General features: G+C 62.6%; 25 protein-coding genes. 16 read left to right on the top strand and 9 right to left on the bottom strand.

What is annotated here, in order from left to right; genetic code table 11:
* Nucleotides 1-325: 325 nt before the first annotated feature.
* The 4 genes from NIM87_RS06665 to NIM87_RS06650 all read left to right on the top strand — a co-directional run bounded on the left by NIM87_RS06665 (nt 326) and on the right by NIM87_RS06650 (nt 3,397).
* A complete protein-coding gene (locus tag NIM87_RS06665; RefSeq protein WP_254673851.1) occupies nt 326-697 on the top strand; it encodes a GntR family transcriptional regulator in 372 nt (123 codons plus the stop codon).
* Complete coding sequence (locus NIM87_RS06660) at nt 694-1,593, top strand: ABC transporter ATP-binding protein (protein WP_254673850.1); 900 nt, start codon at nt 694-696, stop codon at nt 1,591-1,593. The genes NIM87_RS06665 and NIM87_RS06660 overlap by 4 nt, the downstream gene beginning before the upstream one ends.
* Nucleotides 1,590-2,480: a hypothetical protein gene (locus NIM87_RS06655; RefSeq protein WP_254673849.1), complete on the top strand. Its 891-nt coding sequence runs from the start codon at nt 1,590-1,592 to the stop codon at nt 2,478-2,480. The genes NIM87_RS06660 and NIM87_RS06655 overlap by 4 nt, the downstream gene beginning before the upstream one ends.
* A 107-nt stretch (nt 2,481-2,587) precedes the next feature.
* Nucleotides 2,588-3,397: a hypothetical protein gene (locus NIM87_RS06650; protein ID WP_254673848.1), complete on the top strand. Its 810-nt coding sequence runs from the start codon at nt 2,588-2,590 to the stop codon at nt 3,395-3,397.
* Here NIM87_RS06650 and NIM87_RS06645 read toward each other — a convergent pair.
* Genes NIM87_RS06645 through NIM87_RS06635 form a run of 3 tightly spaced genes read right to left on the bottom strand, consistent with a single transcriptional unit; the run spans nt 3,394 to nt 6,347 of the window.
* Nucleotides 3,394-4,266, bottom strand: a complete 873-nt coding sequence (locus NIM87_RS06645) for a glycosyltransferase family 8 protein (RefSeq protein WP_254673847.1) — start codon at nt 4,264-4,266, stop codon at nt 3,394-3,396. The two genes, NIM87_RS06650 and NIM87_RS06645, sit on opposite strands and share 4 nt — an antisense overlap.
* Before the next feature lie 3 nt (nt 4,267-4,269).
* Nucleotides 4,270-5,145, bottom strand: a complete 876-nt coding sequence (locus tag NIM87_RS06640; RefSeq protein WP_254673846.1) for a glycosyltransferase family 8 protein — start codon at nt 5,143-5,145, stop codon at nt 4,270-4,272.
* Nucleotides 5,142-6,347 (bottom strand): O-antigen ligase family protein, encoded by a 1,206-nt coding sequence (locus NIM87_RS06635; RefSeq protein ID WP_254673845.1) that lies wholly within the window; start codon nt 6,345-6,347, stop codon nt 5,142-5,144. Before NIM87_RS06635 ends, NIM87_RS06640 begins: the two co-directional genes overlap by 4 nt.
* A gap of 129 nt (nt 6,348-6,476) precedes the next feature.
* Between NIM87_RS06635 and NIM87_RS06630 the strand changes: the two genes are divergently transcribed.
* The 5 genes from NIM87_RS06630 (at nt 6,477) to NIM87_RS06610 (ending at nt 11,499) form a co-directional block, all read left to right on the top strand.
* A complete protein-coding gene (locus NIM87_RS06630; RefSeq protein WP_254673844.1) occupies nt 6,477-7,364 on the top strand; it encodes a metal ABC transporter substrate-binding protein in 888 nt (295 codons plus the stop codon).
* Nucleotides 7,361-8,233 (top strand): manganese/iron ABC transporter ATP-binding protein, encoded by an 873-nt coding sequence (locus NIM87_RS06625; RefSeq protein ID WP_254673843.1) that lies wholly within the window; start codon nt 7,361-7,363, stop codon nt 8,231-8,233. The genes NIM87_RS06630 and NIM87_RS06625 overlap by 4 nt, the downstream gene beginning before the upstream one ends.
* Nucleotides 8,226-9,077, top strand: coding sequence for a metal ABC transporter permease (locus NIM87_RS06620; RefSeq protein WP_254674084.1), 852 nt, complete (start codon nt 8,226-8,228; stop codon nt 9,075-9,077). Before NIM87_RS06625 ends, NIM87_RS06620 begins: the two co-directional genes overlap by 8 nt.
* On the top strand, nt 9,077-9,910 hold the full coding sequence (locus NIM87_RS06615; protein WP_254673842.1) for a metal ABC transporter permease: 834 nt from the start codon (nt 9,077-9,079) through the stop codon (nt 9,908-9,910). Before NIM87_RS06620 ends, NIM87_RS06615 begins: the two co-directional genes overlap by 1 nt.
* Before the next feature lie 542 nt (nt 9,911-10,452).
* Entirely contained in the window at nt 10,453-11,499 is a 1,047-nt protein-coding gene (locus NIM87_RS06610) for a DUF2793 domain-containing protein (protein ID WP_254673841.1), read from the top strand.
* A gap of 107 nt (nt 11,500-11,606) precedes the next feature.
* Here the strand turns inward: NIM87_RS06610 and NIM87_RS06605 are convergent, their stop codons facing one another.
* Nucleotides 11,607-13,265, bottom strand: a complete 1,659-nt coding sequence (locus NIM87_RS06605) for an MBL fold metallo-hydrolase RNA specificity domain-containing protein (RefSeq protein WP_254673840.1) — start codon at nt 13,263-13,265, stop codon at nt 11,607-11,609.
* Between the two features lie 124 nt (nt 13,266-13,389).
* Between NIM87_RS06605 and NIM87_RS06600 the strand changes: the two genes are divergently transcribed.
* Entirely contained in the window at nt 13,390-13,740 is a 351-nt protein-coding gene (locus tag NIM87_RS06600; protein ID WP_254673839.1) for a DUF1428 domain-containing protein, read from the top strand.
* A gap of 52 nt (nt 13,741-13,792) precedes the next feature.
* Here NIM87_RS06600 and NIM87_RS06595 read toward each other — a convergent pair whose 3' ends face one another.
* Together NIM87_RS06595 and NIM87_RS06590 are read right to left on the bottom strand one after the other, a co-directional pair.
* A complete protein-coding gene (locus NIM87_RS06595) occupies nt 13,793-14,344 on the bottom strand; it encodes an ActR/PrrA/RegA family redox response regulator transcription factor (RefSeq protein WP_254673838.1) in 552 nt (183 codons plus the stop codon).
* 51 nt (nt 14,345-14,395) lie between these two features.
* A complete protein-coding gene (locus NIM87_RS06590) occupies nt 14,396-15,703 on the bottom strand; it encodes an ActS/PrrB/RegB family redox-sensitive histidine kinase (protein ID WP_254673837.1) in 1,308 nt (435 codons plus the stop codon).
* A 149-nt stretch (nt 15,704-15,852) separates the two neighbouring features.
* On the opposite strand from NIM87_RS06590, the gene NIM87_RS06585 reads away from it, so the two are divergent.
* From NIM87_RS06585 to NIM87_RS06570, 4 genes are all read left to right on the top strand, one after another.
* On the top strand, nt 15,853-16,320 hold the full coding sequence (locus tag NIM87_RS06585) for a DUF2852 domain-containing protein (RefSeq protein WP_254673836.1): 468 nt from the start codon (nt 15,853-15,855) through the stop codon (nt 16,318-16,320).
* Between the two features lie 125 nt (nt 16,321-16,445).
* Nucleotides 16,446-17,195, top strand: coding sequence for a M48 family metallopeptidase (locus NIM87_RS06580; RefSeq protein ID WP_254673835.1), 750 nt, complete (start codon nt 16,446-16,448; stop codon nt 17,193-17,195).
* A gap of 49 nt (nt 17,196-17,244) precedes the next feature.
* The gene (locus NIM87_RS06575) at nt 17,245-17,583 is read left to right on the top strand and encodes a hypothetical protein (RefSeq protein ID WP_254673834.1); all 339 of its coding nucleotides are present in this window, start codon (nt 17,245-17,247) and stop codon (nt 17,581-17,583) included.
* A gap of 55 nt (nt 17,584-17,638) precedes the next feature.
* Entirely contained in the window at nt 17,639-18,325 is a 687-nt protein-coding gene (locus NIM87_RS06570) for a L,D-transpeptidase (RefSeq protein ID WP_254673833.1), read from the top strand.
* Between the two features lie 79 nt (nt 18,326-18,404).
* Here the strand turns inward: NIM87_RS06570 and NIM87_RS06565 are convergent, their stop codons facing one another.
* Entirely contained in the window at nt 18,405-21,074 is a 2,670-nt protein-coding gene (locus NIM87_RS06565; RefSeq protein WP_254673832.1) for a transglycosylase domain-containing protein, read from the bottom strand.
* A 252-nt stretch (nt 21,075-21,326) separates the two neighbouring features.
* On the opposite strand from NIM87_RS06565, the gene NIM87_RS06560 reads away from it, so the two are divergent.
* Nucleotides 21,327-21,854, top strand: a complete 528-nt coding sequence (locus NIM87_RS06560; RefSeq protein ID WP_254673831.1) for a hypothetical protein — start codon at nt 21,327-21,329, stop codon at nt 21,852-21,854.
* Here NIM87_RS06560 and NIM87_RS06555 read toward each other — a convergent pair.
* Nucleotides 21,851-22,873 (bottom strand): LLM class flavin-dependent oxidoreductase, encoded by a 1,023-nt coding sequence (locus tag NIM87_RS06555; RefSeq protein ID WP_254673830.1) that lies wholly within the window; start codon nt 22,871-22,873, stop codon nt 21,851-21,853. The genes NIM87_RS06560 and NIM87_RS06555 overlap by 4 nt on opposite strands.
* A 111-nt stretch (nt 22,874-22,984) precedes the next feature.
* On the opposite strand from NIM87_RS06555, the gene NIM87_RS06550 reads away from it, so the two are divergent.
* Nucleotides 22,985-23,332, top strand: coding sequence for a zinc ribbon domain-containing protein YjdM (locus NIM87_RS06550; RefSeq protein ID WP_269467953.1), 348 nt, complete (start codon nt 22,985-22,987; stop codon nt 23,330-23,332).
* Between the two features lie 59 nt (nt 23,333-23,391).
* Here the strand turns inward: NIM87_RS06550 and gyrB are convergent, their stop codons facing one another.
* On the bottom strand, nt 23,392-25,845 hold the full coding sequence (gene gyrB, locus NIM87_RS06545) for a DNA topoisomerase (ATP-hydrolyzing) subunit B (protein WP_254673828.1): 2,454 nt from the start codon (nt 25,843-25,845) through the stop codon (nt 23,392-23,394).
* Between the last annotated feature and the right edge of the window lie 25 nt (nt 25,846-25,870).

Here is a 25,870-nt window from a genome sequence, read left to right as displayed (position 1 = left end):
CGGCACTATTGACCGGCAGCACCCACACATCACCCTCCCCCTTGAGGGGAGGGTAGCGCAGCTTGGCCTGACCAGGCCTAGCGAAGCTAGGGAGGGGGTGCTGCGATCCCTCGACGCGGCGCACCCGAAATCACCCCACCCTCATTCCCTCCCCATCAAGGGGAGGGAGGCGTTGGATGAAATGCCAGTGTTCATCGTCTCCCTCCCCCTTGTGGGGAGGGATCAAGGGTGGGGGTGAGCTAACCGCATAACCCAAAGTTGCCGCCCCCCATTGACACCCGATTATAGTGTGCTACATATCTAGCACACTAGATAGGCAAGACACATGGATGATTTTCACGCCAGCCAGCCGATCTTCGTTCAGATCCGGCAACGGCTGATCGAGATGATCCTGCGCCGACAGGTCAATGAGGGCGAAGCACTGCCCTCGGTGCGCCAGATCGCCGCCGATCTTTCGGTCAATCCGTTGACGGTCACCAAGGCCTTCGAAGCCTTGGTCGATATTGGTGTGGTCGAAAAACGCAGGGGACTGGGAATGTTCGTTACCGCCGGAGCACGGTCAGGCCTTTTGGCCCATGAACGCGATAAATTCTTGAAGGAAGACTGGCCGCGCATCGCCGCGCAGATCAAGGCACTGGACCTCGATCTCAAGGACCTGGTCAGCACCGACAGCACGCCTGAGGGACAGAAGAAATGAGTGACCTTTCCGCATCCGCCGATCCCATCGTATCGGCCCGGGGGCTTTCCAAGTCCTTTGGCCGCAAGCAGATCCTGCATGGGCTCGACTTCGACATTCCCGCCGGCCGCATCTATGGGCTGATCGGCCATAATGGCGCGGGCAAGACAACCACGCTCAATGCCATGCTGGGCCTGACCAGCTATGAGGGCACCATCCGCGTTCTGGGCGAAGACCCTTTCGCCCGCCGCGCCAAGCTGATGGAAAACGTCGCCTTCATTTCCGACGTCGCAAGCCTGCCGCGCTTCCTTCGGGTGCGCGAGCTTTTTGCGTTGCTCACCAATATCCACCCCAATTTCAGCCCCGAAAAGGCGCGTCAGTTCCTCGAGGGCACCGACATCAGGCCCGAGATGAAGATCAAGACCTTGTCCAAGGGCATGATCGCGCAGCTCCATCTCGCCGTGGTCATGGCCATCGACGCCAAGCTCCTGGTGCTGGACGAACCCACGCTCGGCCTCGACATCACCTATCGAAAGCGCTTCTACCGGCGCCTGCTGGAAGACTATATGACCGAGGAGCGCACCTTGATCATCACCACTCACCAGGTGGACGAGATCGAGTTCATGCTCTCCGACATCATGTTCATCCGCGATGGTGAATTGATCCTCCATATGCAGATGGAAACGGTCAGCGAGAAGTTTTCCCAGCTCGTCACCAATGAGCCCGAGGCGCAGGACAAGGCGCGGGCCATGAACCCGGTCTATGAGGAAACCCGCTTTGGTCAGACAGTGTTCATCTTCGATGGCCAGGACCGCGAAAAACTTGAACCGCTGGGCCGGGTCTCAACCCCGACCATGTCCGATCTCTTCGTGGCGCTGATGCAGCGTCCCACCGCAAACCCGGAGACCGCCCGATGAAGGCCTTCTTCGCTCTCGTCCACCGCGAGTTCATCGAGCATCGCGGCGCCTTCCTGATTGCGCCTTTGGTGCTGGTGGGCGTGGTGTTCACCCTGGCGCTCCTGGCCTTCAGCGTCGACCGGCTCGACAGCCGCATGACCGGCCAGCTGTCGTTCGTCGTCCCGACCTGGGTGTTTGAAGCCGGCTTTGCCGGCCTTGCGGGCGCCTGGCTGTCCTATCTTGGCTTTGTGCTGTTCTTCTATTGCGCCGATGGCTTTGCCGCCGATAAGCGCAACAATGCCATGCTGTTCTGGAAGTCCATGCCGGTCAGCGACCTCAAGGTGCTCCTGAGCAAGCTTGCGGCCGCCCTCACCATCCTGCCCGGCGCGGTCTTTGGCGTGGCGCTGGTCAGCATCCTGATCATGTTCGGCGTCGCCTATGTCACCGCCATGATTGCAGGGCTCGGCAACGCTGCCCTGCTGGGGACCATTGCCGGCATTTATGTGCAGATGGCGCTCGTCTTCCTCGTGGTCATGGTCTGCGGCCTCCTCTGGTATCTGCCCTATATGGCGCTGGTGGGCGCCATGGGCAGCGCCGTCGGCCGCTGGGCCATTCCCCTGGCGCTATTGCTGCCCACGGTGATTTCGGCGCTCGAGTGGGTCACGCTGGGTGGCATGCACCCCTTTGCCACCCGCACCTGGGCCTATCTGACCTATCGCTCGACCATGCCAGGGTCGACCAATCACCTCGACAAGGTGTTCGAGGGGCAGGAGAGCTTCAACGCGACCCTGTTCATCACCGACTTCCTGCAGAAATTCGACTGGCTGCAGGTTGGGATCGGCGCGGTTTTTGCGCTGGTCGTCATCTACCTGGCCTCGGAATATCGCCGCAGGTCAGCCGCCAACTGAAAACTGATCCCATGCAAGACCTCCGCCGCCGTGCTCGCAAGTGTGCGGCGGTTTTCTCGCGCCCCCTGCCATGCTAGATGCGCTCCACGGATCGGCGCGAGCACCCCATGACCCTACCCACAATCGTCAGCTTCTGGCACGGCCCGCTGAGCTGGCTCGAAGTGCTGTGCATCACGTCCTTTATCCGGCAGGGCCATCGCGTTCTGGTTTATTCCTATGACGCCATGGAAGGCCTGCCCGAGGGCGCCCAATGGCGCGACGCTGCCGACGTACTGCCCAGGGAGAAGCTGGTTTTCTATAAGGGGCGCGGCACACCGGGGGTATTCTCGGACCACTTCCGCTACGCGGTATTGCGCTTGGGATTGGGCGTCTATGCCGATCTCGACATCTATTGCGTCCGGCCTATTGCAGGGCCGCCCGATTACCTCTTTGCCTGGGAGCGGCCCGGTTCGGTCAATGGCGCTGTGTTGCACATGCCGCCCAACGCGCCGCTCCTGGCGGACCTGATCAGCATTTTCGAGACCCCAAAACGCCCGCTTTTCGAGCCGCACCTGCCGCCGATGCGCCGCATTGAAGTGGCCATCCGACGGCTGGTCGGCGACCGGGTCACGCCAGAGCACATGCAATATGGCGCTACCGGTCCCATGGCCCTCACCCATTACGTGGCGCGGCACGGCCTTACCGATCAGGTGCGCCCCGCGGCGACCTTCTACCCCGTGCCCTATGAAGCTATTCCGGCCCTGATGCGGCCGGGCTCCAGCCTTGAGACCGCCATTACCGCCCAGACATTGGGCGTCCACCTCTGGCGCAGCCAGCTCACCGACCGCGGTCGCGCCGGGCTGCCCCTGCCGGCGAAGGGCAGTGCGCTGGCCGCCCTCTGCGCCGCCGAGGGGCTGGACCCGGCTTCGCTCGCCTAGCGGCCCAATCCCAGCTTTTTCTTCCACCACCGCTTCCAGCGATGCCGGGCAAAGCGGTAGAAGAGATCATTGGTCATCACGTGGCGATAGAGCCGAGCGTAAGCCACGGACTGCAGCATGCCCGACAACACGCCCCAGGGCTTGTTTTCGCCGGTGTAGTGCAGAATTGCCGGGTCGAGCCCTTCATGCGCGTGGCGCGCGTCGATGGTGTTCCAGCGCCAGGGAAGCTTGAGCCACTTGTCCTTGAAGATCAGGTTCAGCAGATCCTGGTCGTAATAGATGCGCTGCATCACCCCCGACGCATAGGCCGCTTCCATGCGGCCGATAATGTCGGCCTCGCGCCAGCTTGCAACATCGATGAGCACCATGCCGGCGTTAAAATAGCAATCAGCCGGATCGAACAGGTCACGGTTCCGCGCCAGATCGCGTTGGCCGGTAATCAGCGCACCGACGGGATCGCGCACTGCGGCTATGGCTTTGCCTTCAAGATCAAGTTCAAAGAGGAAACTTACATCCTCGCGCACCAGCATGTCGCAATCGAGATAGAGGATGCGAGCGACCTCCGACCCCACCAACCGATCTATCATAAGCCGGGCATAGACGATGTTGGAAAGCCGCGTATTCTCGGGCATTCGGGCCGCGATGTCTTGAAACAGCTCCGACTGGTCCAGATCGTACCAGCGTAGTTCAACCGGAAATTCTTCGATGATCTTTTCGAGGTCGGCGCGGTGCGCAGCACTCAACGTCCGATGGCAGAGATGAAAGACCAGAGCTTGACGACTGTGGGTGAACAGGCAGACCGAGCGCATGGTGGCGTAGGCCGGTGCCCAGAAATTGTCGTCGAACGTCAATGCGACATGCATGCTCATGGATCAGGTGAGCCTCAACCGCTTAAGCCACCAGCGTTTCCAGCGGTGTCGGGCAAAGCGGTAGAATAGCGCATTGGTCATCACGTGGCGGTACCAACGTGCATAAGCAGTGCTGCGCAGGATGCCGGCGAAAATGCCCCAAGGCTTGGCAGGCTTGGTGAAATGCAGGATCGCCGGATCGAGCGCTTCGTGGGCCTCGTGCGCATCGATGGTATTCCAGCGCCATGGCAGCGCCTGCCATTTATCGCGGAAAATCAGATTGAGCAGATCCTGGTCGAAATAGAGCTTGGCCAGAATACCGCGCTTGGCTAGCGCATCAATTTCTGCGCGCAGGTCCATCTGCCGCCACAGATCGAGGTCGATGACCAGCATTCCCGAGTTAAAATAGGGATCGGCGCCGTCGAACAAATCGGCGTTCTGGATCATGTCTCGGCGCATGGGAATGAATGGCGCCAGTGCGTCGCGCACTGCGCCCAATGGCTTGCCGGCGAGATCGATGTCGTAAAGTTCCTCGATGGGGGCACGCACCAGCATGTCGCAATCGAGATAGATCACCCGCTCGACCTCTTGCGGCAGCAGGCCGGGAAGCAGCATGCGGGCATAAACAACCTTTGGCCAGCGCCCGCCTTGTGGCAAGCCAGCGACAAAGTCTTCAAAAAACGGCTCGCCTACGAGGGGATAGAAGACCAGGGCGGCCCCGAACTCCTCAGTTATCCTGGCAAGATCGGCCCGGTGTTCCGCGCTTAGCGGCATATGGAGGAGATAAAACACAATCTCTCCACGCCGTCGCGTCGACAGGCAAATCGAGCGCATAACCGCATAAGCCGGTGCCCAAAAATTGTCATCGAAGGTGAGGGCAATGTGCAAGGACTTGTTCATGCCCGCTCTTCCCGAGCCAGAACGCCAATAAGCGCCAGCATCAGTCCATAGAGTACGGTCTGAGTGAGCACGCCCATCATCGCATTGGTCAGGCCCATGACCAGATATCCTGCGCTAGCCATCAAGGCAATGAACATCAGCAGCGGCCGCTGTTCCGCCCCTGCGCGCCGTGCCCCGTAAAGCGGCGCGATCAGCACCAAAAGGTAGCAGATCAGCCCCGTCAGGCCACCGATCACTGCGAAGTCGGCGATGTCGTTATGCAGATGGCTTGAGGGCCGGTACGGGTTGTCCTGCGGTCCAAACTGGGCGGCGCTGACCGTGTAGTCGATTAGGCCATGGCCATAGATCGGCGATGCCTGAAAGGCTCCCCAAGCGCTGCGCAGCATGTAGAGGCGCTCATTGGTTGATCCGTCCGCGGCCTCACCACTGAGCACGCTCTGCGCCAGGCTGACCAGGCGAAGCTGGCGCCCACTCCCCAGCTCAAATGAGATAAAAGGGGCCACCATCACGGCCACGGCCAGCGCGAGGCCGACCACAAGCAAAGTGGCCCGCGACGGTCGCCAGATCATGATGATGTAGTAGATGGTTGCCAGAACACTCAGCACCAGTAGGGCCAGCAATGGCCCTCTTGAGCCTGAAAGCAGCACTGCGACCAAAGCCAGAGCGGGGCCGAGCAGGAAGAAGAAGCGCCAGCGATGGCCACTAAACAGGCCCACAAGCGCGAGAAATCCCAAGGCCACGGCAAGATCTGCCAAATGGATGGGATTGTTGACCGAAAAACCTCCTCGCCGCATCTGCAAGAACACCACGTCATAAGCAGCAATTAAAACAGCGCCCAGAGTGCCGGCAGCGGCCATGCATCCAAGCCAGAACGGGGAGAGCAGCCGCGCCGGCGCTTTGGCAATCAGACCGGCATAGGGACCGGCCAGCCACAGGGGCACCAGGATCAAGATTGCGGCCAGATGTTCAAGGCTTTTCGCAGTGGGAATAAGGGCAGTCAGCAGGATCAGCCCCGCCACATATAGTAGTTGAAAGGGCGGACCTGCAGCCACCTGCCGGGCCTTTGCGTCGATGAATACCAGCCCGAGCCCTGCCACCATGCAGGCAATGGCGGCCACGTTCGCGACTTCGGGCATGGTTGTCGACAGAACCAGACCGGCAAAAAGCGGGATGGTGGCGAGATGGGAAAGCAGCGTTGGCAATGGGTCACCCTGTCGATGGATTTTCGTTGTGTCGGTTCGGTCTCGCCACGTCAACACTACATCGCCCGCCCCACTTGCGAATGATTTGCAATTGCACTATTTCTAGCAGCGTCCAAACCGGAGTTGTTCATGCGCCGCCTGCTCACCGTGCTCATTCTTACCGCCCCGCTGGCCTTTGGGCTTCCCGCTGCGGCGCAGGAGCGGATCAAGGCGGTGACCAGTTTCACCATTCTGGCCGATATGGCGGCCAATGTGGCGGGGGAGGCGGCCGATGTGGTGTCGATCACCAAGCCGGGTGCAGAGATCCACAATTACCAGCCGACCCCCGGCGATCTCGTCGCGGCGCAGGACGCCGATCTGATCCTCTGGAACGGGCTTAATCTGGAACAATGGTTCGCCCAGTTCCTCGACAATCTGCCCGATGTTCCGAGCGCTATCCTGACCGAGGGCATTGAACCGATGGGCATTGGCGAGGGGCCCTATGAGGGCAAGCCCAACCCCCATGCCTGGATGTCGCCGAGCGATGCGCTGATCTATGTCGAGAACATCCGCGCCGCCTTTGTCGAAGTCGATCCGGCCAATGCGGCGACCTATAATGCCAATGCGGCGGCCTATGCGGCCAGGATCACCGCGACGGTCGAGCCGATGCGCCTGGCGCTCGCCGCCATCCCCGAGGATAGGCGCTGGCTCGTCACCTCGGAGGGCGCCTTTTCCTATCTGGTGCGCGACTTCGGGTTGAAGGAGCTCTATCTCTGGCCGATCAATGCCGACCAGCAGGGCACGCCGCGCCAGGTGCGCAACGTCATTGACGCGGTGCGCGAACACCAGATCCCGGTGATCTTTTCGGAGAGCACCATTTCTTCCAAGCCGGCCGAGCAGGTGGCGCGCGAAACCGGCATCGCCTATGGCGGGGTGCTTTATGTGGATTCGCTATCGGAAGCGGATGGGCCGGTGCCGACCTATCTCGATCTCCTCAGCGTCACCACCAGCACCATTGTCGCGGGCCTCAGCCAATGACCATCGCGCCCGGCCTTGCCATTGATGACATCACCGTGGCCTATCGCAATGGCACCACGGCACTCAAGCACGCCAGCTTTACCGCGCCGCGCGGCTCCATCACTGCGCTGGTGGGGGTCAATGGCGCGGGAAAGTCCACCATTTTCAAGGCCATCATGGGCTTTGTGCCGGTCACCAGCGGCAGCATTTCCATCCTTGGCCAGCATGGCCGCGAGGCACAGCGGCAGAACAAAATTGCCTATGTGCCGCAGTCCGAGGATGTCGACTGGAATTTTCCGGTGCTGGTGGAAGACGTCGTCATGATGGGCCGGTTCGGCCACATGAATATCCTGCGCATTCCGCGCGCCGTGGACCGCCAAAAGGTCGCCTCGGCGCTCGCCCGCGTCAACATGACAGACTTCGCCAAGCGCCAGATCGGCGAACTTTCGGGCGGACAGAAAAAGCGCGTCTTTCTTGCCCGCGCCCTGGCCCAGGAGGGCGAGGTGATCCTGCTCGACGAGCCCTTCACCGGGGTCGACGTCAAGACCGAGGATGCCATTATCGCCCTGCTTCGCGACCTGCGAGACGAGGGCAAAGTGATCCTGGTCTCCACCCATAATCTGGGCTCGGTGCCCGAATTCTGCGACCGCACGGTGCTGGTCAAGGGCACGGTGCTGGCCGCCGGCCCCACCGCCGAGGTGTTCACCCGCGAAAAGCTCGAAATCGCCTTTGGCGGCGTGCTGCGCCATTTCGTGCTGTCGGGACCGGGCCTGCATGCCGATGACGACCCGCGCCATCTCTCGGTCCTGACCGACGACGAGCGACCACTGGTGTTCTATGGCGAAAAGGGCAATGAGGCGCATCAGCAGTCGGGCCCGACCGATGATTGAGGTGCTGCTCGAGCCCTTCGGCTACAATTACATGGTCAATGCCATGTGGGTTTCGGCGCTGGTCGGCGGCGTCTGTGCCTTCCTTTCGGCCTATCTCATGCTCAAGGGCTGGTCGCTGATCGGGGATGCGCTCTCCCATTCCATCGTCCCGGGGGTCGCCGGCGCCTATATGCTGGGCCTGCCGTTTTCGCTGGGCGCCTTTATTTCGGGCGGGCTCGCCGCAGGGGCCATGCTGTTTCTCTCCCAGCGCACCCGGCTCAAGGAGGACGCAGTCATCGGGTTGATCTTCACCGGGTTTTTCGGCCTTGGCCTGTTCATGGTGTCCGTCTCTCCCACCTCCGTGGACGTGCAATCCATCGTCCTGGGCAATATCCTGGCCATCACCCCGGAAGATACGATCCAACTGGTGCTGATCTCGGTGGTGACGCTGGCGGTTATGCTGGTGATCTGGAAGGACTTGATGGTCACCTTTTTCGATGAGAGCCATGCCCGCTCCATCGGGCTGAGGACCACCTGGCTCAAGGCGATTTTCTTCACGCTTTTGAGCGCGGCCACGGTTGCCGCCATGCAGACCGTGGGCGCCTTTCTGGTCATCGCCATGGTCGTCACCCCCGGCGCCACCGCCTATCTCCTCACCGACCGCTTCGCGCGCCTGATCATCATCGCCATCACCGTGGGCGTGCTGTCCTCGTTGATCGGGGCATATCTGAGCTATTTCCTTGATGGCGCCACCGGCGGCATCATCGTGGTGCTGCAGACGCTGGTGTTCCTCGCCGCCTTCGTGTTCGCGCCCAAGCACGGCTGGCTCGCCGCCCGCCGCCGCATTGCCGAGGAGGCCGCGTGATGGTTTCCGTGTTCGACTGGCTGGTCTGGCCGTTCCAGTTTCCCTTCATGGTGCAGGCCATGGTCATTGCCGCGCTGGTGGCCGTGCCCACTGCGCTGCTCTCCTGCTTTCTCGTGCTCAAGGGCTGGTCGCTGATGGGCGACGCTATTTCCCATGCCGTGCTGCCCGGGGTGGTACTGGCCTATATCGTCGGCATTCCCCTCGGCATCGGCGCCTTTATCGCCGGCATGGTCTGTGCCCTCTCGGTGGGTTTCCTCAAGGAGAACTCGCGCATCAAGGAAGACACGGTGATGGGCGTGGTCTTTGCCGGGCTTTTTGGCCTCGGGATCGTGCTTTACACCGCCATCACCACCGATGTGCATCTCGACCATATCCTGTTTGGCAATATGCTGGGCGTTGGCAGCGATGACATTGTGCTGGCCATTATCATCGGCGTGCTCGTGGTTGGCATTGTTGCGGCCAAGTGGCGCGACCTGATGCTCTTCATCTTTGATCCGCAGCAGGCCGGGGCCATCGGCCTCGACACCCGCCTGTTGCATTATGGCCTGCTCGCCATGATATCGCTGACCATTGTGGGCGCGCTCCAGGCGGTGGGCATCGTGCTGGTCATTGCGCTGCTGATCGCGCCGGGCGCCATCGCGTTCCTCATCACCAGGCGCTTTGGCATGATGCTGGTGGTGGCGATGGGCATTTCCGTCACCTGCAGTCTCTTCGGCGTCTATCTCAGCTTCTTCCTCGACAGCGCCCCCGCCCCCACCATTGTCCTGCTGATGAGCGCAAGCTTCATCGCGGCGTTCGTGGCAACGCAGCGAAAGAGCGTGGCGGTGGTTTAGGCAGCGGCGCCGAGGGTCATCAGCGGACCTTGTTCCAAAATAGTTATCCTCGGTCCCTCAGCCATCCCCCATACTCCTCGCCATCTCTCCCGTGAAAGGGCGGACTGCAGCGAACGGTTGCGGGGGGAAAGCCGGGCGTGGGGTAGTCGCTTGCCGCCACGGTCTGGGAGGCACTGGATGATAGTCCGGATACTGTGGGCAGCACTTGGATGCTGTCCCCGGAATAGTCCAGCAAGGTCCCCCCTAACGAGAAACTTCGATCCGTCCCGCCGGGCAAATCTCTCCGGTGGAGAGATTTGAGGCGAGAAGGCCATAAGCGCTACGCGCGAATGGCTAGCGTCCCGAGACGGCTTCGTTTCGTTTTTTTACCTATCCTTTGAGACGGAGGCCGTCTCGGGACCCCGCTCTATTTCAAACCCGGAGGTGTCCGCACCGTCCGGCAAACTGGGCTGTCGGAACGGTTTCCGACCGCCCGCAGGGCACTTATCCCCGGAAGCTCCCGCCGCCGCACACTGGGTTCCCCGATCACACAGGAGCCTTCCATGAACGACACCTCCCGCCTTTCCCTGCCCTTCATCATGGCCGGGCAGGCCCTCAAGCACATTACCCACAATGATGCCCTCAACCGCCTCGACGCGCTGGTGCAGCCGGTGGTGGAATCAACGGTGCTGACCAGTCCGCCGGTGACACCGCTGCCCGGCGAGGCCTTTCTGGTCCCGTCGGGCGCCAGTGACGACTGGGCCGGCCATGGCGATGAAATCGCCGCCTGGCAGGATGGCGCCTGGCGCTTTTATGATCCGGCCGAAGGCTGGCAGGTGTTCGACCGGGCCAGCGGCACTTTGCAGGTCTTTACCGGCGCCGATTGGGTCGCGGTGGCCGCCACCGGGTCCGGCCTGCCGCAACTGGGCATTAATACAAGCGCCGATGGCACCAATCGCCTCGCCGTCGCTGCTGCAGCGACCCTCCTCACTCACGAGGGAGCCGGGCATCAGCTCAAGCTCAACAAGGCAAGCAGCGGCGATACCGCCAGCCTGCTCTTTCAGTCCAACTGGTCGGGCCGCGCCGAAATGGGGCTGATGGGCGACGATCACTGGCGCATCAAGGTCAGCCCCGACGGGTCTGGCTGGACCGATGCCATTGCCATCCACGCGACAACGGCGGCGGTGAGCATTGCCGGCGTCCTCGGCCCGGCCAGTGACAATACCCTGACCCTTGGCACCAGTGGCGCCCGCTGGTCAGCCGTGTGGTCAGCCACCGGCACGATCCAGACCTCTGACCGCCGGCACAAGATTGCCGTGGCGCCCAGCGCTCTGGGCCTTGATTTCATCCAGGCGCTGGAGCCGGTGCAGTTCCAGTGGAAGGGCGGTGACACAAGTACTCATTATGGACTGATCGCCCAGCAGGTGGCCGAAGTGACCGAGCGCCTTGGAGTGGACTTCGGTGGCCATGTGTTGGCCGACCCAACCGACCCTCAAAGCCAACAGGCCCTGCGCTACGACCAATTCATCGCCCCACTGGTGGCCGCCGTGCAGGCGCTGGCAGAACGGGTGGAGACGCTGGAGGGGCATTCACAGACCCCCCACCCTTGATCGATCCCCACAAGGGGGAAGACGATGAACACTGGCATCTCGGCCTTGCGCCTCCCTCCCCTAGATGGGGAGGGAATGAGGGTTGGGTGAGCCTGGAACACTGACCCCTATTCGTCATACCCCGCAGTCTCCACCGGCGTCACCGGGGTCGGCCGGCCTTTCGGGCTGGGCTCGGCGCCCATCTCGGACAGCCGGCCCTGCAACGCCTGCATCAGTTCGAGCTTTTCGGCGTCGGGCAGGTCGTGCAGGCGCTGGCTGAGACGGATGGTGAAATCGGAGAAAGCATTGTGCCAGTCCGAGGGCATCTGCTTGAGATCGACGCGCCGGGCAGCGGGGGTCCTGGCGGCCTGCACGCCCGCGGCGGTGAGCTCGAAGAAATCATCCAGCTCAGGCAGGATGACCTGGTCGCCCCCGAGCTTGCCCGCATTGATCAGCGCGGCGCGCAGGGCATTGCGTTCTTCTTCTTCGCCATGGGTGAGAAACAGCGCCCCATGCGCCGGCAGGCGATGGGCGATCCAGTCCATCAGCTCGGAATGATCGGCATGGGCGGAATAATTGCCCATGGAGCGGATCGCCGCGCGCACCGGCACCAGCGAACCATGGATACGCACCTCCCTGGCCCCCGAAAGGATGACCTGCCCCAGCGTACCCGGCGCCTGATAGCCCACGAACAGGACAGTAGCATTGGAGCGGATGAGATTGTTGCGCAGATGGTGCTTGATGCGCCCGGCATCGGCCATGCCCGAGGCCGACATGATGATCGCCCCGCCCTTGATGGCGTTGAGGGCCTTGCTGTCCTCCACCGCCTCGATGATGCGGAACCGCTCGTCGTTGAACAATTCGTCGGCGCTCAGCTCCGTGTCCTCGAACATGCGCGCATATTTGCGATAGACGCCGGTGACCTTGCTCGCCAGCGGGCTGTCGAGCACCACCAGGCGCGGATCGATCTCGCCGGTCTTGATCAGCGTGCCGATGTCATGGAGCAATTCCTGGCTGCGCTCGACCGCGAAGGTCGGAATGATCAGATTGCCGCCGCGTTGCATGGCCGCCTGGATTTCGGCCTTGAGCGCCGCGCGCCGTTCTTGCAGCGTATAGTCGGCGCGTTCGCGCCCGCCATAGGTACTTTCGCATAGGATATAGTCAAAGCCCGAGGGCCCTTCGGGCTCGTTGTAGAACACCTTCTCGTCTGGCCCGATATCGCCCGAAAACATCAGCCGAACCGGCTTGTCGTCGCCGTCGAGCACTTCCACCTCGATGGAGGCCGAGCCGATGATATGTCCGGCGTTCCAATATCGCGCCCGCACCCCCGGCCCCGGCTCAATCCATTCGCCATAGCGGCAGGTCTGGCGGTGATCGAGCGCCTCTTCGGCATCTGCCATGGAATAGAGCGGCTTAACCGGCTCGTCCCCCCGACGGCTGCGCTTGCGGGTTTCGCGTTCGGCCTCGCCTTCCTGGATGCTGGCGCTATCGGGCAGCAGATATTCGAGCAGGCCGGCGGTAGGCTCGGTCATCCACATCGGTCCGCGCCAGCCCTGGGCATAGAGTTTGGGCAAAAGGCCTGCGTGATCGATATGGGCGTGGGTCAGCAGCAGGAAATCAATGGCTTTGGGATCAAATGGCGTCGGCTTGAGATTGAGCTCGCGCACGCTCTTGTTGCCCTGGAACAGGCCGCAGTCGACGAGAAACTGCCCCTTCTGGTGGACCACGCGATAGCAGGAGCCGGTTACCGTGCCCGACGCTCCGTGGAAATGCAGTGTAACTGTCACAGGCCGATCCTCGTTTTAGGCTGGTGGATGTCGAGGTTAGCGCTTCCCATTCGTCTAAGTCGAGATGAGGCCCGAAATCGAAGCGCCATGAGGGCGCGCCGGTCCGATCAAAGGAGAACGATCCATGAGCTATATCGATGGAATGGTCACCGCCGTGCCCAAGGCCAATCGGCAGGCCTATATCGCCCATGCCAGCAAGGCCGCGGACCTGCTCAGGTCCTGGGGCGCCACCCGCGTCGTCGAGAACTGGGGCGATGATGTGCCCAAGGGCGAAAACACCGACTTCCAGCGCGCCGTGCAGGCCAAGGACGACGAAGTGATCGTCTTTTCCTGGATCGAATATCCCGACAAGGCAACGCGCGACGCCGCCATGAAGAAGATGATGTCGCCCGAGGCCATGGCCGAGTTCGGCGAAATGCCCTTCGATGGCCGCCGCATGATCTTTGGCGGCTTCGAGACCCTGTTTGTGAAGTGAAAGAGTGTCCCACCCGGCTTCCCCCCTCAGGGGGAGGTTGGGGCGGAAATCCTTAGCGGGGCGCGCGTTTGGCCAGAATGCGCTGCAGCGTGCGTCGATGCATGTTCAACCGCCGTGCCGTTTCCGAAACATTGCGGTCGCACAATTCATAGACGCGCTGGATATGCTCCCAGCGCACGCGGTCGGCCGACATCGGGTTTTCCGGCGGCTCGGGCTTGTCCTCGCCCGTGGCGAGCAGGGCATTGATGACGTCGTCAGCGTCGGCGGGCTTGCTGAGATAATCCATCGCCCCCAGCTTCACCGCCGTCACGGCGGTGGCGATATTGCCATAGCCGGTGAGGACCACGGCGCGGGCATCGGCGCGCTTCTGGTGGAGGGCGGAGACGACATCGAGCCCATTGCCGTCTTCAAGCCTAAGGTCAACCACTGCATAGGCCGGCGCCCGCTCGGTCACGGCGGCAAGGCCCGCCGCCACGGTTGCAGCAATCCGCACTTCAAAGCCCCGGCGCGTCATGGCGCGTTCAAGGCGGCTCAAAAAGGCGGCATCATCATCGACGAGCAGGAGGCTCGGATCGGCAGCCAGAAGATCTTCAATCGTATCCATGGCATTTCCAATATTCTGTTGCGCAGGTTACGTCAAAACCATCTGCACGGATCACGCCAGTGTGCTGCGTGGCCAGGTGATGCGCACCCTGGCGTGGCCATTGGCCTGGTCATTGTCAAAGGTCAGCTTCGCCCCGGTCCGCTCGAGCAGCGTCTTGGCGATGAAAATGCCCAGGCCAAGCCCGCCGGGTTGGTGCGCATCGCTGCCCGCGGGATCGCGCGGGCGGCTGGTGAGATAGGGTTCGCCCAGCCGCGCGATCAGCTCGGGCGCAAAGCCCTTGCCGTCATCAATAATGGCGACATGAATGCTGTGCTGGTCCCAGCGGCTTTCGATCCGTACCGTCTGGGCAGCAAAATCGGTGGCGTTCTCAATCAGGTTCCCCAGCCCATAGAGCAGACCAACGCTGCGCGGAAACACCGGAATGGGGCCAGTGGTATCTTCGGAATAAAACAGGATGACCTTGCCGCGCCCCTCATGGGGCCGGGCCACCTCGTCGAGAATATCGGGGAGCGGCGCTTCGGCAAAAAGATCCGCCGGTTCATTGCCCAGGTTGCGCAGCTTGGCCAGGATCGCCCGGCAGCGAGCGACCTGGGCGATGATCAGTTCCACATCCTCGGCCAGCGGGCTGTTCTGTTCCACCTCGTCGCGCATTTCTTTGGCAGCCAGCGCAATGGTCGAGAGCGGCGTGCCCAGCTCATGGGCCGCGGCGGCTGCCAGCCCGTCCAGTGCCGAGAGCTGTTCGCGCCGCGACAGCGCCAGCTCGGTGGCGGCCAGCGCATCGGCGATCTGGCGCGCGTCATGCGCCACGCGATTGGTGTAGGCGGAGATGAACACCACGCCGCAGATGATCGAGACCCAGATGCCAATGACATAGATGCGATTGAACACGATCTGCTGGCCTACTTCCCAGGGGAGGGGCATGTGCACCACCGCCAGCAGCGAGGCAATGGTCGCCGCAAGCAATGCCACCAGAAAGGCCTGGCGCTGGGGCAGCGAGGTTGCCGACACCGAAACCGGTGCCAACAGCAGCAGGGAAAACGGGTTATGCAGGCCTCCGGTCAGGGCCAGCAGGCCGCCGAGCTGGCAGAGATCGAAGGCCAGTTGCAGCGCGGCAATGCGTGCCGAGAGGCGATAATGGGGGCCCAGGCGCAGCACCAGCCCGACATTGAGCGCCGCGGAAAGGCCGATCAACAGCAGGCACTCGACCAGCGGCAGCGGGAAGCCCAGCCCCCAGTTGACGAAGAGCACACCCAGGGTCTGACCGATTACGGCCAGCCAGCGCAGATTGACCAGCGTTTGCAGGCGCAGCGGTCGCCAGCTCGATGGCAGGGGCAGGCTGGGCGTGGTCTGGTCGGTCATACCGGCCTCCGGGGCGGGTCGGGTGAGAACAATTGTGGCGCATAGGAAGGCCAGGCGATGATTTCAAGCACAAAAAATCGACAGGCACATGCTTGATCCTGCCTCCAGCCGGACCACTTCTATCTCATCGTGACTGGGAGACTAACGACATGAACACTGCAATCATCAAACCACAATGGTCGCCGCTGACCATCGGCCTCATGGTCCTTGGCTTTATCATCTTCTGGCCGCTCGGCCTGGCCATGCTTGCCTATATCATCTGGGGCGAAAAGTTCGGCGGCTCCGCCGACAAGGCCCAGGCCTATTGGAACAAGGGATGCGGCTATATGCGCAACAATCACAAGCATCACGGCTTTAGCCGTTCCGACTTCACCAGCTCGGGCAATGCCGCCTTCGACGAATATCGCAGCGAGCAGCTCAAGCGCCTTGAAGAGGAACGCGCGCGCCTCGACGCCGAGATCGACGCCTTCCACGAATATATGGCCAATCTGCGCAAGGCCAAGGACCGCGAAGAATTCGACCGCTTCATGGGCGAGCATCGCGGCAACCGCCAGGGTTATGGCGACAAGCCCAATCCCGACCAGAACAATTGGGGCGACAATAACAACGGTCAGTGACCGCCGCCCCGTCCGACCTTCCCTGCCTCCAACGGCAAACTGGCGCCCCGCAAGGGGCGCCTTTTTCGTGTTGATATGCGTCAGCACGAGCTAGACTTTGAACACCTGATTCCTCGCGGCAACCCATGTTCTCCTTCCTGCGCCAGCGCCCCGCGCCGCCCAAGACCACCCCCCTCGACATTGATGGGGTGCGCATTGACGTCGCCGTCAAAGTTTCGGCGCGCGCCCGCAGTTTCCGCCTGTCGCTGCCGGCGTCGGGGCCGCTGCTGACCCTGCCTGAAAAGGCACGCTGGGCCGATGCCGAGGCGTTTCTCTTGCGCCATCGGCATTGGCTGGCAGCCCGCTTGCCGCGCGCGGCCCAGGCCCAGCGGCTGATGGCGGGCGTCGAAATACCCTTGCGCGGCGTGCCGCATCTGGTGGTGCCAACCGGCGCGCTGCGCGGGCGGGTCGAAATTGCCGTCACCGACCAGGGGCCCATGCTGCGCGTGCCGGGCGATGCGGCGCATCATCCCCGCCGCCTCTATGACTGGCTGAAGGCCGAGGCCCTGGCCGACCTCAATGCGCAGAGCGCCTTTCATGCCGAGCGGCTGGGCGTCAGCGTCAGGCAGGTGCGGCTGCGGAGCCAGTCAAGCCGCTGGGGCTCGTGCTCCTCGAGCGGCACCATCAACTACAATTGGCGGCTGATCCTGGCGCCGCCGCATGTCCTCGATTATGTCGCCGCCCATGAGGTGGCGCATCTGGTCGAGATGAACCATTCCCCTGCCTTCTGGGCCACCGTAACGCGCACCCTGCCCGACATGGAGCGGGGAAAAGCGTGGCTAAAAGCACACGGTCGCGCGCTGATGGCCTGGCAGGCGCCGACGCAGGCCTCCTAGCCGGCTGCGTGCCGCGATGCTGCCGCAATCGGCACCCTATCAGAGGACCATGCATCGCCTCGCTGTCATCATCGCTATCGTCTTCGGCTTTGCCGCCCTTGGCGGGGCGACGACGGCGCATGCCCATCGCTATGTGTCGACCCCGATTGTGGTGCTGAACCATGTCGATGCGCAAAATCAGGCGATCCCGGTCGTGGTGCAGATCCAACGCGGCCAGATCGATCTGGGCGCCGGCATTGTCATGCCCTGCGGATCGCATAATGCCATTGGCGTTACCGTTGCGAGGTTGCCCATGGCGCCAGACTGTGCGGCGCCTGAGCCGGCCCTTCAACCTGTGCTGAGCCCTCATCCCGGTGCCCGCCTGCTACGTCCGCCCATAACGGCCTGAGCCTGTCCGAACCCCGTTTCTCAATGCTCAGGCCCTTTGGGCCAAGGATGAAATCATGTCTTTTGCTACCGACGCGACCCTGTCGCGCCGCGCCCTGCTGTCTGGCCTTGCCAGCCTGGGCGCTCTCACCCTCGCCGGTTGCTCCACCACGGGCACGTCACGCGTGGCGACAATCGCCGAGCCCGTGCGCCCGACGATTCCCGCCGATGTGCTGGCCAAATATGCCGCACGCCCCGACGAAGCCTATCCGGTGCCGGCCGCCGATATTTCCCATCTCGACCCGACCTATTGGCGCCAGGAGGTCGACAATATCACCGGCGAGCCCGAGGGCAGCGTGGTGGTCGATACGGCCAATTATGTGCTCTATCTGACGCTGCCCGGTGGTCGGGCCATGCGCTATGGCGTTGGGCTCGGGCGCGCCGGCTTTGCCTGGAGCGGGGAGGGTCACATTGCCTACAAGCGCAAGTGGCCGGTCTGGACCCCACCCGCGGAGATGATCGAGCGGCAGCCCGAACTTGAAATGTACCGGCATGGCCAGCCACCGGGCCTGCTCAATGCCCTGGGCGCCCGCGCTCTTTACATCCACCAGGGCAATCGCGACACGCTCTACCGCATCCATGGCACCATGGATGTCGCCTCCATCGGCAAGGCGGTTTCGTCAGGCTGCGTGCGCCTGTTGTTCCAGGACGTCATCGATCTCCATGACCGGGTGCCCAATGGCGCACCTATCCTGGTGGTCTAGTCACCAAGGTCCATACCACGCCGAAGTAAAAAGCCCCGGGAGCAATCCCGGGGCTTGTCACAGGTGCCGAGCGTCGAGACTAGTTCCCGAAGATCAAGTCCATCAGTGTGCGTTGGGAACGCTCCTCCTGATAGACCGGCTGTTCCTGTTGCAGTTGGCCGGGCGGCACGACCTGGGCGCCGTTCTGCGTCGGGGCGCTGGGGACCCAGACCTGCTGGCCGGTAGCCGGATCGACGATCAGGGTCATCGGCAGGCCCGTTTCAGGATCGATGGGTGCCGCACCAAAGCCGTTGGTCGGCTGCTGCAGCGGGAAGCCGGTGACCGGATCGATGGCCTGGCCATTGCCGTCATATTGGATGATCTGGCCGGATTCGATGGGCAGACCGGTGTTGGGATCGATCTGCTGGATCGGCTGTCCCGTCGTCGGATCAATCCCGCCCTCAACCGGCAGGCCGGTGGCCGGATCGATCATGGTGCCGGTCTGGATGGGCGGATTGATCCCCTGGCCGCCGGCAGGCGTCAGTCCCTCGATAGGCGCGCCGGTGGCAGGGTCGATGGCGAAGACCTGCCCGGTGGATGGATCGGTCATGGTCTGCACCGGCTGGCCGGTACCACCGTCGACATATTGCACCTGCGGCTGCCCCGTCGCGGGATCGATCAGGGGCATGCCGGTATTGGGGTCGATCATCTGCTGGGCGATTAGCTGGCCGGCATACGAACCGCCGGGAATGGGCGCCGGTGAGCGGCCTTCATGCGCCTTGGTCATGAACTCGGACCAGATTGTCGCCGGCACATTGCCACCCGACAGGGTCGTCTTGGTGTCATTGTCATTGCCCAGCCAGACGCCCGTGACCATGGCCGATGTGTAGCCAACGAACAGCGCATCGCGGGCGTTCTGGCTGGTGCCGGTCTTGCCGCCAAAATCCCAGCCCCCCAGATTGGCGCCACGGCCCGTGCCCACCTCGACGGCGGTCTTGAGCATGTCGTTCATCTCGGCGAGCACATTGGGGTCGATCACCCGGCCCGGGCCGGCATTGGAGGCTTCATAGAGCACATTGCCTTCGACATCGGAGATGCGGGTGATGACATTGGGGATGACGCCGTTGCCGCCATTGGCGAAGGGGGCATAGGCGCTGGTCAATTCGAGAAGGTTCACTTCCTGGGTGCCCAGGGCGATGGACGGCACCGGGGTCAGGCCGGAGGAGATGCCCATGCGCATGGCCACTTCCACCACCTTTTCGGGGGTCACATCAATGGCGAGGCGAGCGGCAATGGTATTGAGCGAATAGGCAAGGCCCTGCCGCAAAGTCACCGTGCCGGCGTATTTGCCCGAGGCATTGCGCGGGCTCCAGCCATTGTAGTCAAACTGGGCGTCTTCGGCCAATGTGTCGGGCGTATAGCCCTTTTCCATGGCCGCCAGATAGACGAAGGGCTTGAACGTCGAGCCGGGCTGGCGCCGCGCCGTAACGGCACGATTGTACTGGCTGGCCTGATAGTCAACGCCGCCCACCATGGCGCGGACAGTGCCGTCGATATCCATGGCCACCAGCGCGCCCTGGGTGAAGCCGCGCTTCGGGCCTTCGGCCGCCACCTGCTCCTTGACGATGAACTCGGCGTCCTTCTGCATCTTGAAGTCGATGGTGGTCTGCACCACCACGTCGCCATCGATCTCACCGATATACGCGGTCATCAGGCTTTCGACCCAGTCGGCCACATAGGATTCCGAGCCCGCCACCACGGTGCGGATGGTCTGGTCCGGGTTGATGCGGGCCGCATTGGCTTCTTCGGCGGAAATATAGCCTTCCTGCGCCATGGCATTAAGCACAAGGCGCTGACGATCCTTGGCAACGTCAGGATTGGTCTTGGGGTTATAGGCCGAGGGTGCCGGCAGGATACCCACCAGCATGGCCGCCTGGCCTAGCGACAGATTACGCGCCGAAACGCCGAAATATGTCTGCGCCGCGGCCTCGATGCCATAGGCCCCGGCGCCGAAATAGACGCGGTTCATATAGAGTTCGAGGATCTCTTCCTTGGTGAAATTCTGTTCGAGCCAGACGGCCAGGATGGCTTCCTGCACCTTACGCCCAAGGGTCTGGTCGGGGGTGAGGAAGAGGTTCTTGGCGACCTGCTGGGTCAGCGTCGAGGCGCCGCGCGTCACTTCGCGCGCCTGTACGGATTCGATTGCCACCGACAAAAGGCCGATGGGATCAACGCCGAAATGGCTCATGAAGCGCCGGTCTTCCGAAGCGATGAAGGCTGCCGGCACATATTGGGGCAGCTCGCGGAAGGTCACGGCTTCGCCGCCGGTCTGGCCTCGATTGGAAATCAGGCTCCCGTCGGCTGCCAGAATGCGGATATTGGGCGGACGCTCGGGAATGGCCCAGGTGTTGGACGCGGGCAGCTGGGCGCCATAGTAGACGATGATGCCAATGCCGATGATGCCGCCCCAGAGGCAGGCAACAAAGCCCCACCAGAGGAGCCCCATGAGCAGACCGCCGGAACGGCTTTTCCTGCGCTGGCGGGCCGGTTGGGCCTTCCCCTTGCGCGGCGGCTTTCTGGAACCCTTGGGTGGCTTGCCACCGCCGCCATTGCCGGAACCCGAGGGACGCTCGGCATCGACCGAAAAGGCCATGGATTGTCCCATGACCGGCTCGACGCGCTGCCCCTTGGCCGCAGGACGGGCCTGAGGCTTGTTCTGGCGTCTATTGGGGGCGCCAACACGGTCATCAGCCGATATGCGAAAATCCATCAGGCAAACCTAGCAAAGACAAGGATCAGCTGCTTCTACCCTGTTCGTTCCGCAAGGGAAACAATTGGTAAGCAAGAGGTTAAGACGCGATCCTTGATGACCGAACCGTCTCTCGCTGGCTCCAGCAGCACATGGATACGCTTTTCCGCGCGAAATGTGGCCGGTTTAAGGGACTGTAGCGTTCTGGGCCGGCATTGTGGCGCAACCACCACAGGTCATCTCCCGGCCACAATGGAAGGCAATCACCGCCAGATGCATCCGCTGTCCATTGCCGTCGCACTCACTATCTTGCTTGTTTCGGCGCCCCAATCGCGCGCCGACGCCATCAACAATGCGTTCAACGACGCCATTGCCCTGTTTGAACGGGCCGCTCCGCGGCTTTCGTCCGTTCATCAAGGCGTCGACATTGGCGCCTTCCGGGATGCGCTGACTCTGGGGCAATTCAACTCCGGCTATTGGGGCCGCGACATTACCCTGAGCATCACCGAGCAGACGTCGGCGAATGGCTCCTGTGCGAATTATGCCGCCTTCATGCGCATTCCACCCCAGGAGGGGCACATCGAGATGACATTCTGCCCGGAATTCTCCACCCATGGCTCACCGACGCTGCGCCGCCTGACGGTGCTGCATGAAATGGTGCATGTGGTGGCCGGCGCGGATGAGTGCGGCGCCATGGCCTTCGCATCTGCCGTGGAATACGCGGCGACCGGCAGCTTTACCGGCGTCGAACGCTATTGGCGGGCCAATCAGTGCGACCGCTCGGGATTTGCCCTGCCTTAGCGCCAGCCGAGACCCGGCGCGACGTGGGTGAGAATGGCTTCGATGACATGGGCATTGTAAGCGACGCCCAATTGGTTGGGAACGGTCAGCAAAAGCGTATCGGCCTCGGCAATGGCCTCGTCTTGCTTGAGTTGCTCGATCAGCTTGTCCGGCTCGGCAGTGTAACCGCGTCCGAACACAGCGCGCTTTTCCGGCTCGATATAGCCAAACTGGTCTTGCTCGGGTCGGCCAGTGCCGAAATACATGCGGTCCTGGTCATTGACGAGCGCAAAGATCGAGCGACTGACCGAGACGCGCGGCTCGCGGTTGTGGCCAGCCTCTTTCCAGGCCGCGCGATAGGCGCGGATCTGTTCGGCCTGCTGGATGTGGAACGGCTTGCCGCTTTCATCGAATTTGAGCGTCGAGCTTTGCAGGTTGAGGCCCAGTTGCGCCGCCCATACTGCCGTGGCGTCGCTGGCCGCTCCCCACCAGATGCGCTCGAGCAGACCCTCGGAGTGCGGCTCGAGCCGCAGCATGCCGGGCGGATTGGGGAACATGGGCCGCGGATTGGGCTGGGCGAAGCCCTGGCCGGTGAGGGCCTTGAGAAAGATCTCGGCATTGAGGCGGGCCATGTCGGCGTCGGTCTGGCCTTGGGCCGGCTCATAGCCAAAGTAGCGCCAGCCATCGACCACCTGCTCGGGTGAGCCGCGCGAGATGCCAAGCTGCAAGCGCCCCTCGGAGATCAGATCGGCAGCGCCGGCATCCTCGGCCATGTAGAGCGGATTTTCATAGCGCATATCGATGACGGCCGTGCCGATCTCGATCTTGCTGGTTTTCGCGCCGACGGCTGCCAGCAGGGGAAAAGGCGAGGCCAATTGCCGGGCAAAGTGATGCACGCGGAAATAGGCGCCATCGGCGCCCAGCTCTTCGGCTGCTACCGCCAGATCGATGGACTGCAGGAGCGCGTCTCCCGCCGTCCGCGTCCCTGAGTTGGGCGAAGGGCTCCAATGGCCAAAGGAAAGAAAACCGATCTTTTTCATGTCTGCCTCACGGGGCCCGATTGCTCGGGCCATAGCTAGTCAGTGATGGCGCAAGACACAAGCCGGCCGGTCGGAACGGTTTGATAGGCAGGGGTGAACAATGGCCGTCCGTTGGCAGGACTTGGCAAGCTTGCCGCCACCTGCCATAGGGAGATCATGACCAGTTCCGATGATGACTACGTATACGACGAGACCACAGGCGAATGGCGTCCGGCCGCTGAGGTCGCTGCAGCCCAGGCACAATCGAGGGAGGTGCGCGACGCCTCCGGCAATCTCCTGGCGGACGGCGATTCCGTCGTTCTCATCAAGGATCTCAAGGTCAAGGGCGCTGGACAGACCCTCAAGCAGGGTACGGTCATCAAAACGATCCGCCTGACCGACAATCCTGAAGAGATCGATTGCCGGCACGATGCTATCAAGGGCCTGGTCCTGCGCACCGAGTTCGTGCGCAAGCGCTGAGACCTTTCCGCCAGGACGCCAAGGCCTCCAGGCGGGACGTCCTGTTTGATGCACGGCTCCTAGACGTCCAGATTGCTTACGTTGAGCGCATTGTCCTGGATGAAGTCGCGGCGTGGCTCCACCAGATCGCCCATGAGGGCGGTGAAGATCTGGTCGGCTTCGTCGGTCTGGTCGATCTCGACCCGCAACAGGGTTCTGGCATTGGGATCGAGCGTGGTTTCCCAGAGTTGCTCGGCATTCATTTCGCCCAGACCCTTGTAGCGTTGGAGCGACACGCCCCTGCGGCCAGCATCGGTGACGGCTTTGAAGAGGCTCGCCGGGCCAAAGATATTGATGGTCTCGCCCTTGCGGGTCAGGGTCGGAACGCCGCCGAACAATTCGTCGAGCCGACCGGCCAACTGCCGGAGCTTGCGGGCATCGGCGCTCTGGAGCAGGGCGCGGTCGATGTGGTGGGTTTCGGTGACGCCGCGCACGGTGCGGGAGAACGCCAGCGCCTCCTCATCGGTCACTTCGCCGCTCCAGCCGCGTTCCAGTTCGTCGGAAATGCGGTCGAGGCGGTTGGCAACGCGCTTCAGCGTCTCGGCGCTTTTGGCTGGGTCCGACATGCCGTCGGGATCCAGGCCCCCGACAATGGCTGCCTGCTCGACCAGATTGCGGTTGTAGCGGGTGTTGAGGTTGTTGATGGCTTTGACGATGTCGCGGGACTGCTGCAGGATCGCCAGCAGATCGGCGCCAGCGTGCTCGGACCCGTCGCGGGACTTGAACACCGCGTCCTCGAGCCCGCCTTCGAGCAGGTAATCCTCCAGCGCAACCTCGTCCTTGAGATAGAGCTCGGAGCGACCGCGCGTGGCCTTATAGAGCGGCGGCTGGGCGATGTAGATATGACCGCGCTCGATCAGTTCGCGCGTCTGCCGATAGAAGAAAGTCAGCAGCAAGGTGCGAATATGGGCGCCGTCGACGTCGGCGTCGGTCATGATGATGATCTTGTGGTAGCGCAGCTTGTCGGCGTTGAATTCCTCACGGCCGATGCCGGTGCCGAGCGCCGTTATCAGCGTACCGACCTGGTCCGACGAGATCATGCGATCAAAGCGGGCACGCTCGACATTGAGGATCTTGCCGCGCAGCGGCAGCACCGCCTGGTTGGAGCGGTCGCGGCCCTGCTTGGCGGAGCCACCGGCCGAGTCGCCCTCGACGATGAAGATTTCGCTCTTTGCCGGATCGCGCTCCTGGCAGTCGGCCAGCTTGCCGGGCAGGGACGAGATTTCGAGCGCCCCCTTGCGGCGGGTCAGATCGCGCGCCTTGCGGGCCGCCTCGCGTGCGGCTGCGGCTTCCACCACCTTGCCCACGATGATCTTGGCTTCGGCGGGATGTTCCTCGAACCACTGACCGAGCTTTTCATTGACGATGTTCTCGACCACCGGGCGAACCTCGGAGGACACCAGTTTGTCCTTGGTCTGGCTCGAAAATTTCGGATCGGGCACCTTGACCGAGAGCACGCAGGTAAGGCCTTCGCGGGTATCGTCGCCGCTGAGCTCGACCTTCTCCTTCTTGGCGATGCCCGAGCTATTGGCATAACCGGTCACCTGGCGCGTCAGCGCGCCGCGCAGGCCGGCAAGGTGCGTACCGCCATCGCGCTGCGGGATGTTGTTGGTGAAGCACAGCACGTTCTCGTGGTAACTATCGTTCCACTGCAGCGCCACTTCGACGGTGATGCCGTCCTTTTCGGACCGCATGGTGATCGGCGTTTCCAGCACCGGCGCCTTGGACTTGTCGAGATATTTGACAAAGGCCTCGAGCCCGCCCTCGTAGTAGAGCTCCACATCGACCGGCTCGGGGTGGCGGCGATCGGCCAGGAAAATGCGCACGCCCGAATTGAGGAAGGCCAGCTCGCGCAGGCGATGCTCAAGCGTCTTGAAGTCGAACTCCACCATGGTGAAGGTTTCGGAGCTGGGCAGGAAGGTGATTTCCGAGCCCGAGCGCCCCTCAAAGGTGCCGGGTTGGTTGTTCTGCACATAGGTGCCGGTCACCTTGAGCGGTGCGTCGGCGACACCATGGGTGAAGGTCATCTCGTGGATTTCGCCATCGCGGCGAATGCGCAACCCCAAAAACACCGAGAGCGCATTGACCACCGAGACGCCCACACCGTGCAGGCCGCCCGACACCTTGTAGGAATTCTGGTCGAACTTGCCGCCGGCGTGGAGCTGGGTCATGATGACCTCGGCCGCCGAGACACCCTCTTCCTTGTGGATGCCCGTTGGGATGCCGCGACCATTGTCGTTGACGCTCACCGAACCATCGGCATTGAGCGTCACGGTGACGAGATCGGCGTGACCGGCCAGCGCCTCGTCGATGGCATTGTCGACCACCTCATAGACCATGTGGTGCAGGCCCGAACCATCATCGGTATCCCCGATATACATGCCCGGGCGCTTGCGCACGGCATCAAGCCCCTTGAGCACCTTGATGCTTTCGGCGCCATACTCGTTCGGGATCGGGTTTTCGCTGTCGCTCATGGGGTCCGAATCAGTCGATTTCTGG

The sequence above is a fragment of the Devosia ureilytica genome (assembly GCF_024273195.1).
GTDB lineage: Bacteria > Pseudomonadota > Alphaproteobacteria > Rhizobiales > Devosiaceae > Devosia > Devosia ureilytica.
Note: the sequence above shows the minus strand (reverse complement) of the source record. Positions and strands in the feature narration are given on the sequence as shown.

What these genes read in the sequence shown, in the direction of transcription:
- NIM87_RS06615 (WP_254673842.1), top strand. Translation starts at nt 9,077, where the DNA reads ATGGTTTCCGTGTTCGACTGGCTGGTCTGGCCGTTCCAGTTTCCCTTC.
- NIM87_RS06620 (WP_254674084.1), top strand. Translation starts at nt 8,226, where the DNA reads ATGATTGAGGTGCTGCTCGAGCCCTTCGGCTACAATTACATGGTCAAT.
- NIM87_RS06645 (WP_254673847.1), bottom strand. Translation starts at nt 4,266, where the DNA reads ATGAGCATGCATGTCGCATTGACGTTCGACGACAATTTCTGGGCACCG.
- NIM87_RS06565 (WP_254673832.1), bottom strand. Translation starts at nt 21,074, where the DNA reads ATGGATTTTCGCATATCGGCTGATGACCGTGTTGGCGCCCCCAATAGA.
- NIM87_RS06665 (WP_254673851.1), top strand. Translation starts at nt 326, where the DNA reads ATGGATGATTTTCACGCCAGCCAGCCGATCTTCGTTCAGATCCGGCAA.
- NIM87_RS06585 (WP_254673836.1), top strand. Translation starts at nt 15,853, where the DNA reads ATGAACACTGCAATCATCAAACCACAATGGTCGCCGCTGACCATCGGC.
- NIM87_RS06600 (WP_254673839.1), top strand. Translation starts at nt 13,390, where the DNA reads ATGAGCTATATCGATGGAATGGTCACCGCCGTGCCCAAGGCCAATCGG.
- NIM87_RS06560 (WP_254673831.1), top strand. Translation starts at nt 21,327, where the DNA reads ATGCATCCGCTGTCCATTGCCGTCGCACTCACTATCTTGCTTGTTTCG.
- NIM87_RS06610 (WP_254673841.1), top strand. Translation starts at nt 10,453, where the DNA reads ATGAACGACACCTCCCGCCTTTCCCTGCCCTTCATCATGGCCGGGCAG.
- NIM87_RS06590 (WP_254673837.1), bottom strand. Translation starts at nt 15,703, where the DNA reads ATGACCGACCAGACCACGCCCAGCCTGCCCCTGCCATCGAGCTGGCGA.
- NIM87_RS06580 (WP_254673835.1), top strand. Translation starts at nt 16,446, where the DNA reads ATGTTCTCCTTCCTGCGCCAGCGCCCCGCGCCGCCCAAGACCACCCCC.
- NIM87_RS06555 (WP_254673830.1), bottom strand. Translation starts at nt 22,873, where the DNA reads ATGAAAAAGATCGGTTTTCTTTCCTTTGGCCATTGGAGCCCTTCGCCC.
- gyrB (WP_254673828.1), bottom strand. Translation starts at nt 25,845, where the DNA reads ATGAGCGACAGCGAAAACCCGATCCCGAACGAGTATGGCGCCGAAAGC.
- NIM87_RS06630 (WP_254673844.1), top strand. Translation starts at nt 6,477, where the DNA reads ATGCGCCGCCTGCTCACCGTGCTCATTCTTACCGCCCCGCTGGCCTTT.
- NIM87_RS06640 (WP_254673846.1), bottom strand. Translation starts at nt 5,145, where the DNA reads ATGAACAAGTCCTTGCACATTGCCCTCACCTTCGATGACAATTTTTGG.
- NIM87_RS06570 (WP_254673833.1), top strand. Translation starts at nt 17,639, where the DNA reads ATGTCTTTTGCTACCGACGCGACCCTGTCGCGCCGCGCCCTGCTGTCT.
- NIM87_RS06595 (WP_254673838.1), bottom strand. Translation starts at nt 14,344, where the DNA reads ATGGATACGATTGAAGATCTTCTGGCTGCCGATCCGAGCCTCCTGCTC.
- NIM87_RS06625 (WP_254673843.1), top strand. Translation starts at nt 7,361, where the DNA reads ATGACCATCGCGCCCGGCCTTGCCATTGATGACATCACCGTGGCCTAT.
- NIM87_RS06655 (WP_254673849.1), top strand. Translation starts at nt 1,590, where the DNA reads ATGAAGGCCTTCTTCGCTCTCGTCCACCGCGAGTTCATCGAGCATCGC.
- NIM87_RS06575 (WP_254673834.1), top strand. Translation starts at nt 17,245, where the DNA reads ATGCATCGCCTCGCTGTCATCATCGCTATCGTCTTCGGCTTTGCCGCC.
- NIM87_RS06650 (WP_254673848.1), top strand. Translation starts at nt 2,588, where the DNA reads ATGACCCTACCCACAATCGTCAGCTTCTGGCACGGCCCGCTGAGCTGG.
- NIM87_RS06660 (WP_254673850.1), top strand. Translation starts at nt 694, where the DNA reads ATGAGTGACCTTTCCGCATCCGCCGATCCCATCGTATCGGCCCGGGGG.